Annotated in this window: 13 protein-coding genes; 11 read left to right on the forward strand and 2 right to left on the reverse strand. The window is 54.9% G+C overall.

Annotated features, from left to right (window positions below; translation table 11 throughout):
- Positions 1-648: 648 nt before the first annotated feature.
- From NFS35_RS29025 to NFS35_RS15825, 11 genes are all read left to right on the forward strand, one after another.
- Positions 649-774: a hypothetical protein gene (locus tag NFS35_RS29025; protein WP_275564697.1), complete on the forward strand. Its 126-nt coding sequence runs from the start codon at positions 649-651 to the stop codon at positions 772-774.
- Complete coding sequence (locus NFS35_RS15780) at positions 732-1328, forward strand: response regulator transcription factor (protein WP_251208208.1); 597 nt, start codon at positions 732-734, stop codon at positions 1326-1328. Before NFS35_RS29025 ends, NFS35_RS15780 begins: the two co-directional genes overlap by 43 nt.
- Entirely contained in the window at positions 1307-2392 is a 1086-nt protein-coding gene (locus NFS35_RS15785; protein WP_251208088.1) for a sensor histidine kinase, read from the forward strand. The genes NFS35_RS15780 and NFS35_RS15785 overlap by 22 nt, the downstream gene beginning before the upstream one ends.
- Positions 2347-2583: a P-loop NTPase family protein gene (locus NFS35_RS15790; RefSeq protein WP_251208089.1), complete on the forward strand. Its 237-nt coding sequence runs from the start codon at positions 2347-2349 to the stop codon at positions 2581-2583. Before NFS35_RS15785 ends, NFS35_RS15790 begins: the two co-directional genes overlap by 46 nt.
- Before the next feature lie 45 nt (positions 2584-2628).
- Positions 2629-3456: a hypothetical protein gene (locus NFS35_RS15795; RefSeq protein ID WP_251208090.1), complete on the forward strand. Its 828-nt coding sequence runs from the start codon at positions 2629-2631 to the stop codon at positions 3454-3456.
- A gap of 252 nt (positions 3457-3708) precedes the next feature.
- Positions 3709-4392 (forward strand): response regulator transcription factor, encoded by a 684-nt coding sequence (locus tag NFS35_RS15800; RefSeq protein ID WP_251208091.1) that lies wholly within the window; start codon positions 3709-3711, stop codon positions 4390-4392.
- Positions 4393-4550: 158 nt separating this feature from the next.
- A complete protein-coding gene (locus tag NFS35_RS15805) occupies positions 4551-6203 on the forward strand; it encodes a HAMP domain-containing sensor histidine kinase (protein ID WP_251208092.1) in 1653 nt (550 codons plus the stop codon).
- Between the two features lie 402 nt (positions 6204-6605).
- Positions 6606-8087 carry a hypothetical protein gene (locus tag NFS35_RS15810; RefSeq protein ID WP_251208093.1) on the forward strand — a complete coding sequence of 494 codons (1482 nt, stop codon included), beginning with the start codon at positions 6606-6608 and terminating at the stop codon, positions 8085-8087.
- A 2-nt stretch (positions 8088-8089) separates the two neighbouring features.
- Positions 8090-8839 (forward strand): ABC transporter ATP-binding protein, encoded by a 750-nt coding sequence (locus NFS35_RS15815; protein ID WP_251208094.1) that lies wholly within the window; start codon positions 8090-8092, stop codon positions 8837-8839.
- Positions 8817-11129: a hypothetical protein gene (locus NFS35_RS15820; RefSeq protein ID WP_251208095.1), complete on the forward strand. Its 2313-nt coding sequence runs from the start codon at positions 8817-8819 to the stop codon at positions 11127-11129. Before NFS35_RS15815 ends, NFS35_RS15820 begins: the two co-directional genes overlap by 23 nt.
- Positions 11130-11286: 157 nt before the next feature.
- Positions 11287-12393: an alpha-L-fucosidase gene (locus NFS35_RS15825; RefSeq protein ID WP_275564698.1), complete on the forward strand. Its 1107-nt coding sequence runs from the start codon at positions 11287-11289 to the stop codon at positions 12391-12393.
- 311 nt (positions 12394-12704) lie between these two features.
- On the opposite strand, the gene NFS35_RS15830 is transcribed toward NFS35_RS15825, so the two are convergent.
- Together NFS35_RS15830 and NFS35_RS15835 are read right to left on the reverse strand one after the other, a co-directional pair.
- Positions 12705-13136: an ACT domain-containing protein gene (locus NFS35_RS15830; RefSeq protein WP_251208097.1), complete on the reverse strand. Its 432-nt coding sequence runs from the start codon at positions 13134-13136 to the stop codon at positions 12705-12707.
- A gap of 18 nt (positions 13137-13154) precedes the next feature.
- Positions 13155-14453: a phenylacetate--CoA ligase family protein gene (locus NFS35_RS15835; RefSeq protein ID WP_251208098.1), complete on the reverse strand. Its 1299-nt coding sequence runs from the start codon at positions 14451-14453 to the stop codon at positions 13155-13157.
- Between the last annotated feature and the right edge of the window lie 120 nt (positions 14454-14573).

Consider the following 14573-nt stretch of genomic DNA (forward strand, 5'->3'; position numbering starts at 1 on the left):
AGACACAAAAAATGGTTTAGACCTCATAATAAGACTCTAACCATTTCAGACAGTTCGCTATTAACTTAATGACATTGATTCAGCGTTATGCAATATAAATGCCGTTTAGATAGGAGGCAGATGCATAAAAGGCGGCCATTTTACTCAATGGACTGTCTTAACATTAGATAAACATTGATTATGATACAATGACCTGATTCAAGGCGTGGAACGGCTGGACGGCCATCCGTGCTATGTCCATCCATGCCCGTGAGCGCGACTGTGCTCATGGCATAAAGTTGACCCGGAAAGGCATGTGACTACTTCTGATTCCAGACGCTCCAGGGCGCATGGAATCATGGTATTCAAGAAAGAATCCCGTATAAGTCCAGCCAGGAAATGTCGATAACTGATTTATACTGCTTAACAGTGATAGTAAACGTCATAATTATTTTTGCTTTGAATGAAACCAAAGTAAAGATATTAAAGTCGTTTACTATAAAATTTCCGAGCAACCCGACTACATAACGCCAGCCATATACGTTTAACCCGTGCAGTATGGTAAATTCTGGCGTTATGCAGTATAAAACAGCATCTGCCCAGCACACCACCAGCACATGTCCGGGGGGCCGGGCGGGGCAGACGCGGAACTGTCATAGGAGGGGCGAAATGAGGCTTTTAGTGATTGAGGATGATAAACAGCTTGCCGCCGAAATGAAAACAGGCTTAGAGCGGCAGGGTTTTCGATTGATATTGCCAATACAGGGCTTGCCGGAGAAGAAAAGGCGTATGTGACGGACTATGACGCCGTTCTCCTGGACTTGAATCTGCCGGACAAAGACGGGCTTGCGATACTGTCATTTTTGCGGAGCAATGGGCGGAATATGCCTGTCCTGATCGTATCGGCAAGGGACGCCGCAAGGGAAAGGGCCGCTGGCCTTGATCTGGGCGCAGATGACTACATCGTCAAGCCTTTTGACTTTATAGAATTGACTTCCCGGATCCGTGCCGTTGTCCGCAGATTTTACGGACGGACAAATCCTACGATCATGATTGGCAGTTTGTCGATCGATCCGGCCATACAGACGGCAATGTGGGGAAAGGAAGCAATCCCGCTGTCGCCAAAAGAATTTGACATTCTTTTGTATCTTGCGGAGCGCCACCCGGAAATCGTGTCCAATGAGGACATCATAGAGCACACATACAATGAGGAGTTTGACCTGTTTTCCTCGGTGCTGCGGGTGCACATCTCAAACCTCCGCAGAAAACTGCTGGCAGCCAGCGGCCAAAACCTGCTGATAACAATAAAGGGAAAGGGGTATTGCCTATGGAACGATTCAGAAAGATAAAGTTTCAAAATTTTGTCATGCTGTACTCCCTGTGCCTGATTGTCGTGTTCATCCTTGCCGCGGCCCTCTTCCTCGTGAACATCAGAATCGATGTGCCGGAGCAGATGCGGGGCTATTATGTATCCGTTGACGGCGTAAGCATCACCGAACAGGGTCTTAACATACCGTGGGGAGAGCTTGACCGGCGCGTCGTTACAGAACAGGAGCTCCACAGTTTTTTGGCCCCCTATTATATGGCGGTGATTGTTCATGCCACATTGACTGCCTTTGTGATTTCTCTGCTGCTGTCTTTCGTGTTCGCCCATATGCTGACTCGTAGAATCGTAAAGCCCATTGAAGAAACAGCGAACAGTCTCAAGAATGTCAGAGAGAAAACAAATCCTGCAGATATCGCTTTTCCAAAGGAGCTTTCCGATATTGAGACTGCCTTTCGGGAAGCGCAGAAGGAGATTGCCGGCCTGTACGCGGATTTTGAAAATCTAAGCTCATATATTTCCCATGAGCAGAAAAACGCCCTTGCGCTGCTGCGGGCTATGATACAGAACGAATGCCCTGCTGTGGGAGAATGGGCGACAGCGCAGCTGGACCGTATGGTAAAAAGCCTTGACGATATCCTTACCCTGTCCGCAAATGAAAGTAAGCTGGAAAAAGTGGATTTGTGCCTTGTCTGCGGAATGGCGGCAGACGAATACAAAAGAGTTTACAGGAATCTGTCCTTCGATTTTGACGAGGACGCCGCTCTGTATATTAGGGCCCATGAACTGATGGTGTATCGGGCGGTATCGAATTTGATTGAAAACGCAATCAAATATGGGGCTGACAAGCCTGTCACGGTATATGTGGGCACACAAAAGGGATGTCCCTATGTCTCTGTTGAGGATCAGGGGATTGGCATCCGCATGGAACAGCAGGAGAAGATTTTTGAAAGCCGCTATCGGATCGGGAGCCGAAAGAAAGACGGATACGGCATAGGGCTAAGCCTTGTCCGCCATGTGGCGGAGCTGTGCGGCGGATTCGTATGGGTAGACAGCAAGGAGGGCTGTCCCACAACCCGGATATCCTGATCGCGGACGAGCCCACGGGAAATCTGGACGAAAGCACACAGGACGGGATCATGGCGCTCCTTTCAGGCCTTGTCAGGAATGAGAATCGCTGCGTCATCCTTGTCACGCACTCCCACAAGGTTGCGTCCTGTGCTGATGAAGTGCTGGGCTTATCGGGCGGCAGACTGACCACAGTAAATCAAAAAAGGTAACCAACGGATGATAATGAGAGCGAATACAGCTGAATGGAGGAAAAAATGGGCATTAGCGGAGTAGGAAGCGTAAATTCCTATATTTACAACATGAAAACAGGGAAACTATCGACAAAAGACGGTCTGCGCGACGAATTTGCAGAGTATTTTAACGATGACCTGGACGGCAGGGATTCCCATTCGCTGAATGGTTTTGACCAGCAGCGGAAAAGCGGCATCAAAAAGATGGTCAGCCTGATGGAGGAGATGGGGCTGGGAAAAAATGTGCTGGATACGCTGCAGGGGGATGAAATCGAAATCACTTCGGAGATGGCTGACGCAACTACGTGCATCTTTTCCATCAATGGAGAGAAAGTGTTCACCGTCAACGCGGCAGTAAGATATACGCAGGAGGAAATAAGCGTGTTTGGCAGACTGGACCATCCATATAAGACCACACATCCCACAGGCTATGACCCTGTCAGGAATCGGCTGAGCATAGGTGTGGGAAATGTCTTTTCATTTGGCAATGGCTATAAGTTCACGGTGGAAAGGGATAGGGTCAGGATTGACAGCTATGGAAAGGGAACGGCGGAGGATTACCAAAATGCTGGTTCATTTGCGTTTGGCTTGAGCGCACTGATCAGTTTCGGCGACCAGCAGGCGTTTTCGGCGCTGCATCGTGCGGCGGTCAGCACGCCGATGATGCTGGAATTCCTGAATGAATTAGGAGTCGATACCAGCAGGGAATTCATAATTAATGACACCAGATGTGAGGTAAGGCATGGGCGGATAGAGGAAGTGGGAAATAAGGTGGGCGTTCCCAGTTCTATCCACCAGAAAGCGGTGGAACGCTATGAAAAATGGATGTATCTGCCCCTTTCAAAGAGGTGACGCTTGGACCTGCGGGGAAGCGGATGGAGGTTCCGACTGACAGAGGAATCTCCGGGAATGAAATGGACATAAAAATTCGTCATTGACGAGGAGACTGCTTTCGTGGTAGAACAGATATACAGTTTCCGAACGGCCTGACCAGGATAGCTCGTATGCTTATGGAGCAAGGCAGTCAGCCGGATAGGAAAGGCAAAGCGAGATGCTGCATCGGAGAGAATCTGTTCTGCATGAAACAGCGGAGGAGTGGCGGCAATGGCATATAAAATCCTGATTGTAGACGATGAAAAGATGATGACTGAACTTCTGACCGACCACCTACAGGACTGCGGTTATGAGACAATGGCGGCTAACAGCGCGGGAGAAGCAATCTCTCTGCTGCCAAAGCAGCCTGACCTGATCATTCTGGACATCAACATGCCGGGGATGGACGGGCTGGAGCTGTGCAGGAACATACGCAGCCATATTGCCTGTCCCATCCTGTTCTTGACCGCGCGGATTACCGAACAGGATAAAATCAACGGGCTCCAGTACGGCGGGGATGACTACATTGCCAAGCCGTTCAGCCTGGGCGAGCTGTCGGCGCGGGTAGCCGCCCATCTGCGCCGGGACGAGCGCAGCAGAAGCAGGCCCTCGGTGCTGACTTCCAATGGGCTGATAGTGAATCTGTCGCAGCGTCTGGTTTCCTGGAATGGACAGGAAATCGCCTTTTCCAAACGGGAATTCGATTTGATTGCGTTCCTTATGACCAATGCCAACCAGGTCTTTGACAAAGAGCGGATTTATGAAATGGTGTGGGGATATGATGCGGAAGGTGACAGCAATGTCATAAAAGAGTACGTCCGGAAAATCAGGGCAAGGCTGAGAGAGGTCACAGGGCTGGACTATATCGAAACAGTCTGGGGCGTTGGCTACAAATGGAAGAAGGACTTTCCATAGGAAGAAGGGCTTTCCATAGGAAGAAGGACTTTCCATAGGAAGAAGGGCTTTCCATAGGAAGAAGGGCTATAGTCCATGGAAACGTTGCGTTTACTGGGGGTGAGCGGATTTGGGCAGATAAAGTCGACGCTGCCCGGAACATAAAGGTGGAATATGATATGAAAGACAGGCAGATGACAACCTCAGGAGATTCCGAAAAACACCGGCAAACAGGCCGCCAACCTAAAAACAGGCACACCCGGGGAAAAGCCGCGAGCCGGGACATCTCCCTCCGCGGCTTCTTCATGCTCACCGTCTTCGGCACATTCTGTGTCGTGGCGCTCCTCTCCGGGCTGGTCATTGCGGGCTGTGCGGCCTTTCGCCGGTATTTGCTGCCGGATGCCAACGCCGCATACCTGACAATCGAGTATACGTTGGAAGACGGCACCCAGACCAGCGAGTCTCATCTGCTGACATTCGGTGAGGAATCGAAGCTGCCGGGAATCGTCACGGAGGCGGTGGGATCTGTGACAGTGGAGGACGATGTAACTGTGAAGGCACGGTCTGAAGTGACAGAAGGCCCCGATGCCGCCAGAATCGAGACGAACGAAATCATGTTGGATGCCACCTATTCCATCCAGAAACTGGAGCTGGGCTACGATACGCTGACGCCTAAGCGGAAACTGGCATATCAGTTCTGCGGCGCGGCCATGGTCATCGTCCCGGCAGTGCTGTCCGTTGGCGGCATTCTGCTTTGCGGCTTCTATTTTTACAAAAAAAGGCTTGCCCTGCCCATAAAGCTCCTGTCTGACGCCACTGAGGAAATCGCCGCCCAGAACCTGGATTTTTCTCTGGAATATGCCTGTGGGGACGAGATGGGCGGCCTATGCCGCTCTTTCGAGGCCATGCGGGGACAGCTGGCCGAAAACAACCGGACCCTGTGGAACATGCTGGAACAGCGCAGGCTGATGCAGGCATCCATCGCCCATGACCTGCGCAATCCCATCGCGATCATCGAAGGGTACACGGAATATCTCCAGATGAACCTGCCCGCCGGGAAGATCAGCCCGGAAAAGGCAGAGCGCATCGCAGGGAATCTGAACCTGGCGGCAAAGAGACTGGAACAATACACCGAATCGGTGCGGGAGCTGAACCAGCTGGAGGACATGGAAATCCACCGGGAAGAGATTCCTGTCAGGAAGCTGGTGGAGAGCATCCGGGAGGACTTGGAAGTGATGGCCGCCGGTGCCGGAATCGCGCTGCATGTGACCTGTGCGCTGCCGGAAAGCGGCCTGGAGCAGGAGGGCTCTCCAAAAGCCCGTTCCAATGGCGGCCGCCCGGACGCGGGCGGCAGATGGCAGAATGCCGCGCAAAAGGCAGTCCCCAAAACCCGTTCCGATAGCAGCCGCCCTGACGAGGGCAGTAGAAGACAGGAAGCCGCGCAGAAAACAGGCCCCAAGGCCTACCGAGACAGGGCTGGAAACGCAGACGGGAATCCGGAGAAGACAGTGAAAGCGGACATCGTCATTCTGCACCGGATTCTGGAGAATGTATTTGAAAATGCGACCAGATTTGCACAAAATACCATATCTGTGGATTTTGTGCTTTCCGGGTACATGCTGCAGATTGCAGTGACCGATGACGGAGACGGCTTTTCGGACGAAATCCTACAGAAACGAAAGAAAGCATTCCTGCCCACCGGAGAGGCGGGGCATCTGGGAATGGGCCTTGCCGTCAGCCGTGTGCTCTGCGAAAAGCACGGCGGCAGTCTGGAGATTAGGAACGCCGCGCCCCATGGGGGAATGGTTGAAATAAATCTGTCGGTTATCTGAAGAGGGAGACGGTGGCCAGGTGCTATGAACAAATGGAGCGGGACGGGTTTCAATTCGCGGAACCCTTTAAGGAATCATGCGAAATCAGAGAGCCGCATGCTATACTGTGAAAGCGCAAGTAAGAAAAGCATTCCACTGGAAAAACAATAGAATCACAGTATGACCCTGTCAGGAATGGGCTTAGCTTAGGTGTGGTGCCGCTTTCCGGCTGGATGGAAAGCGGCCGTCTCATCTGGGCGGTCATGCCCGTTTATCCGGGTTCTGCCCAGGATTTTTCATCGCTGCACATATATAAACAAATCTTAATATAGCATCCCCATATTCTTTGACAAAAATTTGACTTTTTTCCATTATGCTCTCCTTATGCAAAATCAAACGCAGAACATAAGGAGGTCTTTTCTCATGAAAAAAACAATCGCAGTCTTACTATCAGCAAGCATAGTCCTTTCCCTGACCGCCTGCGGCGGGAGCGACTCCCAGGCGGCGGGCGGACAGGAAAACAGCCAGGCCGGAGCGGAAGGCGCTGTGGGGACAGACACCGCCGGAGCAGAAGGCGCTGCCGGCACGAATGGCGCTGCCGGAACGGCGCAGGCGGATTTCGGTGAAGTCGAGCGGACATCCCAGGACAGCGCTGCAGGCGGAACCGGCGGTCTGCAGCTCCTGGCCACCCAGAATGATGAAGGGTGCCACACAAAAGACGGCTACTATTACTATACCTTTGAGCCGACGAAGCTGTCCGACGGAAATTACGGTCTCCATCTGATGTATATGGACTTTCAGGCGCTGCAGGAGGTGTATCTGTGCAGCAATGCGGGATGCAGTCATGATTCCGTGGACTGTACGGCAGTCTTGCCCTACGACAGCTTTTACATCGGCTCCACGCTTCTCTTCACATGGCAGGATTCCCTGTATTTGCTGAGCAAAAGGCAGGACGATGACGGTTCCATGGCAGCCTCTTTCAGCGCAGACGTGCTTGGCTCCCAGTCCTCTGATACCGAGGGCAGCGCCGCCGTCCTTTACCGGGCCAATCTGGACGGCACCGGGCGTGAGACGGTCCATATGTTCGACCCCTCTCTGACGCTGGAGGACCTGGTGATGGGGGACGACAGCGGCATCTATGTGGTGACCAAGAAGCTGACCTCGGAACAGGGCAGCGAGGGCACCTACTTCAACTCCGCGGAGCGGAAACTGGTGCATCTGGACCTGTCCTCAGGGCAGGAACAGGAAGTCTGCTCCCTGGACTTTGACAGCTCTGTTTCCTGGAGGCTGGCGGGCTGCTATGACAGAACGCTTGTGCTGAAAGGGATAGATTACGGAAGAGAGGTTTCCGGCGAAGAAATCTTCTCTGACGATGGTTACAAGGATCTGTATGAGAACTCCCAGACAGTGTTCGCCACGGTGGCGCTGGATAATCCTCAGCTGGAAATCCGCTTCCGCCAGGACAACAAAACCGGAAATTACACCCTGGCGGATAAGAATATGATCTTCGCCTCCAACACTGACGGCAGCGTCGCCAGTCTGGACCTGCGCACCGGGGCGGAGAAAGAGCTGTGCAGACGGGAGGGGAGCAGCTATCTTTATGACAGGATAGGAGATAAGCTCCGCTGCGACAGCGGCCGCGGCGACCGTACCTTTGACTTCATCGATGTAAATACGGGTGAAGTCAGCCATTCCTCTCTGGTGAACCAAAGCCTGGGCTGGAGCCTGGAATTCCGCGCCGTGCTGGACGCTGAGGTCCTGACGGTTTATGACTACGATTATATAGACAACGGCGACGGCTCCTATGAGATCACTCGCTACCAGTACGGCCTGATCTCCCAGGAGGATCTGTTCGCGGGCAATGCCAATTTCCGCAAAATCAACATGACCGGAAAGGGAGAATAGCCATGGCAATGCTGGAAATCAGTCAAATCACAAAACGATATAAGGACAAGCTGGCCCTGGATCAGGTCAGCCTGGCCCTGGAGCCCGGCGTCTATGGGCTCCTGGGGCCCAACGGGGCGGGGAAATCCACCCTCATGAACATCATTTCCGGCAATCTGCGTCCCACGGGCGGCCAGGTCAGATGGGAGGGAAAGGAGATCAGAGCCCTGGGCGCGGCCTACCGGAGCCTTCTGGGCTATGCGCCCCAGCAGCAGGGTATGTACGAGCATTTTTCCGGCATACGCTTCCTGTCCTATATGGCCGCCCTGAAAGGGATTCCCGGAAAGGAGCAGCCCGCGGAGCTGGAGCGGGTGCTGCGGTTCGTGAACCTGTGGGACGAGCGGAAGCGCCCGGTCAGCGCCTACTCCGGCGGGATGAAGCAGCGGGTGCTGATCGCCCAGGCCGTGTTGGGGAATCCCAGGTGCGTCATCCTGGACGAGCCCACCGCAGGGCTGGATCCCAGGGAGCGGGTGCGTATCCGGGAGCAGATCCGGGCTCTTTCCGGAGACCGCATCATCCTGGTGTCCACCCATGTGGTCTCGGACATCGAGCCCATCGCGGCGGAGATTCTGCTGCTGAAAGCAGGCCGTCTGGTGGACCGGGGCAGCGTGGAGGCGCTCTGCGGGAAATACGGCGGCGCGAAAGGGCTGGAGGAGGTCTATCTGCAGATTTTCGGAGAGGAGGAGCGGCATGTTTCGTCTGACGGGCTTTGAACTGGAGAAACTTTGGGGAAAGAGGCGGTTCCGGCTGTCCTGCCTGCTGTTGCTTCTGCTGGAGCTGTTCCTCATGTGGTATACCACCCTGCCGGCTGAGGGGAAAGCCGGCCTTTCCGCCTACAAGGCTTTTCAAAAGCAGATTTCCGCCATGTCGGAGGCGGAAAAGCAGGCCTATGTCACCGGACTGAAAGAAACCATGGACGGAATGGCGCTGGTGCAGGATGTTCTGATGCTGCAGGGCATGGGAAACGAGATGGGGGACAGGCTGGCGGTCCAGGCCATGAAAAGCGCCCCCGGCGTGTTCGAGGCCTGCTATGAGCGGTACCAAAGGGGCGACTACCTGACGTTCACGGATTCTTTCTGGCAGGAACAGAGCCTGATAGAGGAGCTGTACGAGGAGTGGGAGAAGACCGCGGGCTATGGGGCGTATCTGCAGTCCGTGCAGGAGAGGGGCTCTGTCCTGGGCGGCATCGGCATCTTCGGCGGGACGGCCGGCGGAGAGGAAGAGGCGTCTTTCTCCGCCAGGAACGTGAAGAAAAGCGCGGAGGACTACGCCGGGCTCTCGGATGAAAGGATCCGATGGATGCCCGGCAAGGGCCTGATTGGCGCTATGAATAACGTATGGACGGATATTTTTCTGCTGTTGTCCGTATTCCTGGCTGTGGGGGATCTGATTCTGGAAGAGAAGGAAAAAAGGTTCTTTTACATCACCAAAAGCACCAGGTACGGGATGGGGAGGAGCATGGGGGCCAAGCTGACCGCGCTTTTCCTGCACTGTGTGGGCATGGCGGCGGTGTTGTACGGAGTGAATCTTCTTTTCTACGGCGTGACGGTGGGATATGGGGACCTGGGCGCGGCCCTTCAGTCGGTGGCGGCTTTCCGGGAGAGCTGTCTGCCTGTCAGCATCCGGGCTTATCTGGTGCTGTCCGTGTTGACGAAAGGGCTGGCGGCATTCGGATTCGGAGCTTTGCTGGCGGCGGTCTGCATGGAGGCGGAGACGATTTATCTGCCTTACGGAGTGGGGATTCTGTTCTGCGGCGTCAGCTATATCCTGTACACGGCTATCCCCGGGGCTTCCCGATGGAACCTGTACAAATATCTGAACCTGATGGGGATTCTGAAGACGGAGCACTATTATGGGGGATACCTGAACTTCGACTTGTTTGGGCACCCTGTCCCCCAGCGGCTCCTGACCTGGGGACTGCTGTTCCTTCTGGCGGCAGCGGGGACGGCGGGAAGCCTGTGGTTCTTTATCAAAGGGGAAAAGCTGGCCCTCAGGGACGGCAGGCTGCCGGCGATTTCCTTTTTCCGCCCCCATGCAGGGCTGCTGCGGCACGAGTGCTACAAAATCATGATTGCCAACAGGGCGGCGCTGGCGCTGCTTGCCTTCGGGCTCCTGGCAGGATACCGGGAATGGGGGCAGAACTATTACCTCTCCGTCCAGGAAGCCTATTACCAGGACATGATGCTGCGGCTGGAGGGGGAATTGACGGAAGAGAAGGAGCAGCTGCTCCTGTCCGAACAGGCCCGCTATCAGGAAGCTTTTGACCAGATTAGTCAAATCGAAGAGATGGTTTCCCGGGGAGAGATGGATGAAAGGGCCGGGGAGGATTTGAAAGCGAAATATAATGCCGTGACGGCTTTCTATCCCGCCTTTCTGCGGGCGTGGGAGCAGTACCGGCGGATTAGCGGGGAAGGGCTGCCGACGCGTCCGGGAGGGAATTTTGTCTATGACACGGGATACCTCTACCTGTTTGGCGTGAAAGGGGAGGGAACACTGATTGACCTGATTCTGCTCTGCTGCGGCGTCATCCTGGCTTTCGGAAACGCGGCGGCCATGGAGGACACAGGAGGCGCCTGGAACCTGCTGGGGAGCACCCGGACCGGAAAGCGGAAGGTGTTGCTGTACAAGGCCTGTTTGTGCGGGGCGTCGGCAGCGGTGGTCTCTTTGGTGCCCTTTGCATGCAGGATGGCGCGGATCGGCATGACATACCCTTTCAGGGGGCTTTCCTTTGGGGCGGGGAATCTTCCCTGCTGCAGTGGAGTTGCCTCGGCGCTGCCGATTTGGGGATTCCTCCTGGCGGCTGCCCTGTCGCAGGCTGTAGTCCTGGCTATGGCGGCCCTTGCGGTGTTGGGCCTGTCTGCCTGGCGCAGGGAGCCGCTGGGGGCTTATTTCCTGGCAGCGCTGCTTTTGCTGGTTCCGCTGGCGATGCTGATGCTGGGATTTGTCGCGGCGGAGGGATTCTTCCTTTATCCTTTCTATTCCTGGACGGCGAGGCTTTCCTGATGTCTCGGCGCTCTCCGCCGGCATTTTGATTACGAGACGAAGGCAGGAGGGGCGAGGATCGTAAAAGAATCGTTGCTTTTTAGGGAAAGGCATATTATAATGAAAGAAAATTGCGTTCTCGCTTTCAGGTTTGTGGTACTGATTGCGTTGAGGTGCATTGAACAGGAGCAGGAAAGCGGTTTCAGGCAATAGCTGTCAGCAAGCAAAAGGATTTCCCCGGGAGGTAAAGAAAATGGACATGAGAAAATGGTTCAAAGAGGCGCAGTACGGCATGATGGTGCACTGGGGACTCTATTCTCTGCTGGGCGGAGAGTGGGATGGCCGCAGGAGCAGCAGCTACGCGGAGTGGATTCAATCCAACCAGTGCATCCCCATTGCCGCCTATGAGAAGCTTGCGAAAGCGTTCAATCCGGTTTATTTCGATGCCGGCGAATGGATCCGCTTCGCAAAGGAATGCGGCATGAAATATTTTGTCATCACGAGCAAGCATCACGACGGGTTCGCCATGTTCCGCTCCAGGGTGGACGGATTCAACGTGGTGGATGCGACTCCTTTCGGCAGGGATGTCATTGGCGAGCTTTCCGAAGCCTGTTACAAGCACGGCCTGAAATTCGGGTTGTACTACTCCCAGGATCTGGACTGGCATGAGGAGCACGGCGGCGGGTATCTCTCCGGCCACATCCCCTGTTCGGGAAAGGCCTGGTGCAATGAGTGGGATTTCCCGGACAATGCCGGCAAGAACTTCGACATCTGCTTTGAGAATAAGATCAAGCCTCAGGTGGAGGAAATCCTCCGCGGCTATGGGGAACTCTGTCTGATTTGGTTCGATGTGCCCATGACGATCAAGGATGCCCAGAGCCGGGAGCTGTTTGAACTGGTGAAAAAATACCAGCCGGACTGCCTGATCAACTCCCGTCTCGGAAACGGCGCATATGACTATGTGTCGCTGGGGGACAATGAAATCCCGGATTCCCTTCCGGCAGAAGATGAAGCGAATCCAAACACGGTTGACTACAATGCCATAGGCGGCCTGAAGCCCTCGCCTTACGGCCTCTACGAGACCGCGGCTACCATGAACGACAGCTGGGGATACTGCGCCTGGGATCAGAACTGGAAGGACGCGAAGGAGATTCGCGCAATCAAAAAGAAGCTGAACGGGATGGGCATCAATTACCTGCTGAATGTAGGCCCGGATCATCTCGGCAGGATCCCCGGAGCGAGCCAGGCGATATTGCGGGAAGTTGCTGCAGAATTTGAGGCATAGTGGGTACATTCCCCGATGCTGGCATCGCGTAAACCGGCACCGAACGAAGTGAGGTTGGGGCAAATACCCCGCTTCTGCGAAGCAGGAGACAAACACCCTTGCGGTGTTTGAATGTTTGTATCGGGGAAGTTTATTTCTTCGGGCAATAGGACAGCGCATGCTGCCTAATGTAATCATGCGATTGAACCAGTCAGCGTTATGCAGTCTGGCTTCACGGCAAGTGAAATCGTTAGGCAGTATAAATAGCCGAAAACGAAGCAGAGGAGGGCACCTGGGGAAATCCCCGGATGCCCTCCCGACTTTGTCTTTGCTTAATGCACGCCCAGATCCTCTCCGGCGATGGTGGCGATGCCGTTCTCCGCGAGAAGCGCCGTCAGCCCGTCCGCATCCGCTACACGGAATATCATACATGCCTGTCCGTCTTTCTGCCCAAAGACAGAGTACATGTACTCAATATCGATTCCCGCCCGGGAAATGATGCCGAGCACCTTGCTCAAGCCGCCGGGCGTATCCGGAACCTCCACGCCCACCACAGGCGTCATGGTCAGGATGAAGCCCTGCTCCAGGAGAATGGAGGAGGCTTTCGGCGCATCGTCCACGATAAGCCGCAGGATGCCGTAATCCGCGGTCTCCGCGATGCTGATCGCCCGCATGTTCACCTGCTTCTCCGACAGAATCCCCGTGATATCCGCCAGCTGTCCCGCTTTGTTTTCCAGAAATACCGAAATCTGAGATATGGTCATATCTTTGTCCTCCCTCTCTTAAATTTTCCGCTTGTCAATGACGCGCACTGCCTTGCCCTCGCTCCTGGCGATGGACTTAGGAGCCACCAGGCGCACCTTGGCGTAGATGCCCAGCATGGCCTTGAGGGCCGCCACCAGGGCTTTTTCCATATTCGTGATCTCGCCCAGGTTATCGGAGAAGTGCTCCGGCGACATCTCCACCATCACCTCCAGCGTATCGGAGTTGTTGACGCGGTCCACGATGATCTGATAATTGGCCGGATATCCCTGCTCCAGGAGCACAGTCTCAATCTGGGACGGGAAGACATTGACACCCTTGACGATAAGCATGTCGTCGCTTCTGCCCATAGGCTTGCTCATCTTCACATGGGTGCGGCCGCAGGAGCATTTCTCCCTGGTGAGCACGCAGATGTCCCTGGTGCGGTAGCGCAGAAGGGGGAAAGCTTCTTTGGTGATGGAAGTGAACACCAGCTCGCCCTTGCTGCCCTCGGGAAGGACTTCCCCGGTATCCGGGTCGATGATCTCGGCGATGAAGTGGTCTTCATTGATGTGCATGCCCGTCTGCTGGCTGCACTCGAAAGCGACGCCGGGGCCGCTGGTCTCCGTGAGCCCGTAGATATCGTAGGCCTTGATGCCCAGCTTGTTCTGGATGTCCTGGCGCATCTCCTCGCTCCAGGCCTCGGCTCCGAAGATTCCGGCTTTCAGCTTGATTTTGTCCCGCAGTCCCCGCTCGTGGATGCTCTCAGCCAGAAAAGCGGCGTAAGAAGGAGTGCAGCAGAGGATGGTAGAACCCAGGTCCACCATGAACTGCAGCTGGCGGTCCGTGTTGCCCGACGACATGGGGAGAGTCAGACAGCCTACTTTATGGCTGCCTCCGTTCAGGCCGGGACCGCCGGTGAAAAGGCCGTAGCCGTAGCTCACGTGGCACACATCCTCCTCGGTGCCTCCGGCAGCCATGATGGCGCGGGCGCAGCAATCCTCCCACAGGTCGATGTCATGCTGGGTGTAAAATGCCACCACCCTGCGCCCTGTGGTGCCCGATGTGGACTGGATGCGGACGCAGTCTTTCAGGGGCCTGGCCAGCAGGCCGTAAGGATAGGCGTCTCGCAGGTCGTCCTTGGTCAGGAAAGGCAGCTTGCGCAGATCCTCCACGCTCTTGATGTCCTCAGGGGAGAGGCCTTTTTCCTCCATTTTTGCACGGTAGTAGGGCACATTGTCCCACACATGGCGCACCTGTCTGACCAGGCGCTCGTTCTGCCATGCCAGGATCTGCTCCCGGTCCGCGGTCTCGATTTCTTTCTGATAGTACCGTTCCATATGTTTTTCTCCTTCTTATTTGTACGATCCGTACATTTCAGATAAGCTCCAAGGCAGTTTTTCCAAGCCTTATATCTGTTCTCTTTATCATAACCTTTTCCCGGACGCAGCGTCAAGGAG

Origin of the sequence: Acetatifactor aquisgranensis, assembly GCF_943193215.1 — a bacterium.
GTDB classification, from domain to species: Bacteria; Bacillota; Clostridia; order Lachnospirales; family Lachnospiraceae; genus Acetatifactor; species Acetatifactor aquisgranensis.

Excerpts from the sequence above, each read along its gene's own strand:
- NFS35_RS15815 (WP_251208094.1), top strand. The coding sequence starts at position 8,090 with ATGGCAATGCTGGAAATCAGTCAAATCACAAAACGATATAAGGACAAG.
- NFS35_RS15835 (WP_251208098.1), bottom strand. The coding sequence starts at position 14,453 with ATGGAACGGTACTATCAGAAAGAAATCGAGACCGCGGACCGGGAGCAG.
- NFS35_RS29025 (WP_275564697.1), top strand. The coding sequence starts at position 649 with ATGAGGCTTTTAGTGATTGAGGATGATAAACAGCTTGCCGCCGAAATG.
- NFS35_RS15830 (WP_251208097.1), bottom strand. The coding sequence starts at position 13,136 with ATGACCATATCTCAGATTTCGGTATTTCTGGAAAACAAAGCGGGACAG.
- NFS35_RS15805 (WP_251208092.1), top strand. The coding sequence starts at position 4,551 with ATGAAAGACAGGCAGATGACAACCTCAGGAGATTCCGAAAAACACCGG.
- NFS35_RS15795 (WP_251208090.1), top strand. The coding sequence starts at position 2,629 with ATGGGCATTAGCGGAGTAGGAAGCGTAAATTCCTATATTTACAACATG.
- NFS35_RS15810 (WP_251208093.1), top strand. The coding sequence starts at position 6,606 with ATGAAAAAAACAATCGCAGTCTTACTATCAGCAAGCATAGTCCTTTCC.
- NFS35_RS15790 (WP_251208089.1), top strand. The coding sequence starts at position 2,347 with ATGGGTAGACAGCAAGGAGGGCTGTCCCACAACCCGGATATCCTGATC.
- NFS35_RS15800 (WP_251208091.1), top strand. The coding sequence starts at position 3,709 with ATGGCATATAAAATCCTGATTGTAGACGATGAAAAGATGATGACTGAA.
- NFS35_RS15820 (WP_251208095.1), top strand. The coding sequence starts at position 8,817 with ATGTTTCGTCTGACGGGCTTTGAACTGGAGAAACTTTGGGGAAAGAGG.
- NFS35_RS15785 (WP_251208088.1), top strand. The coding sequence starts at position 1,307 with ATGGAACGATTCAGAAAGATAAAGTTTCAAAATTTTGTCATGCTGTAC.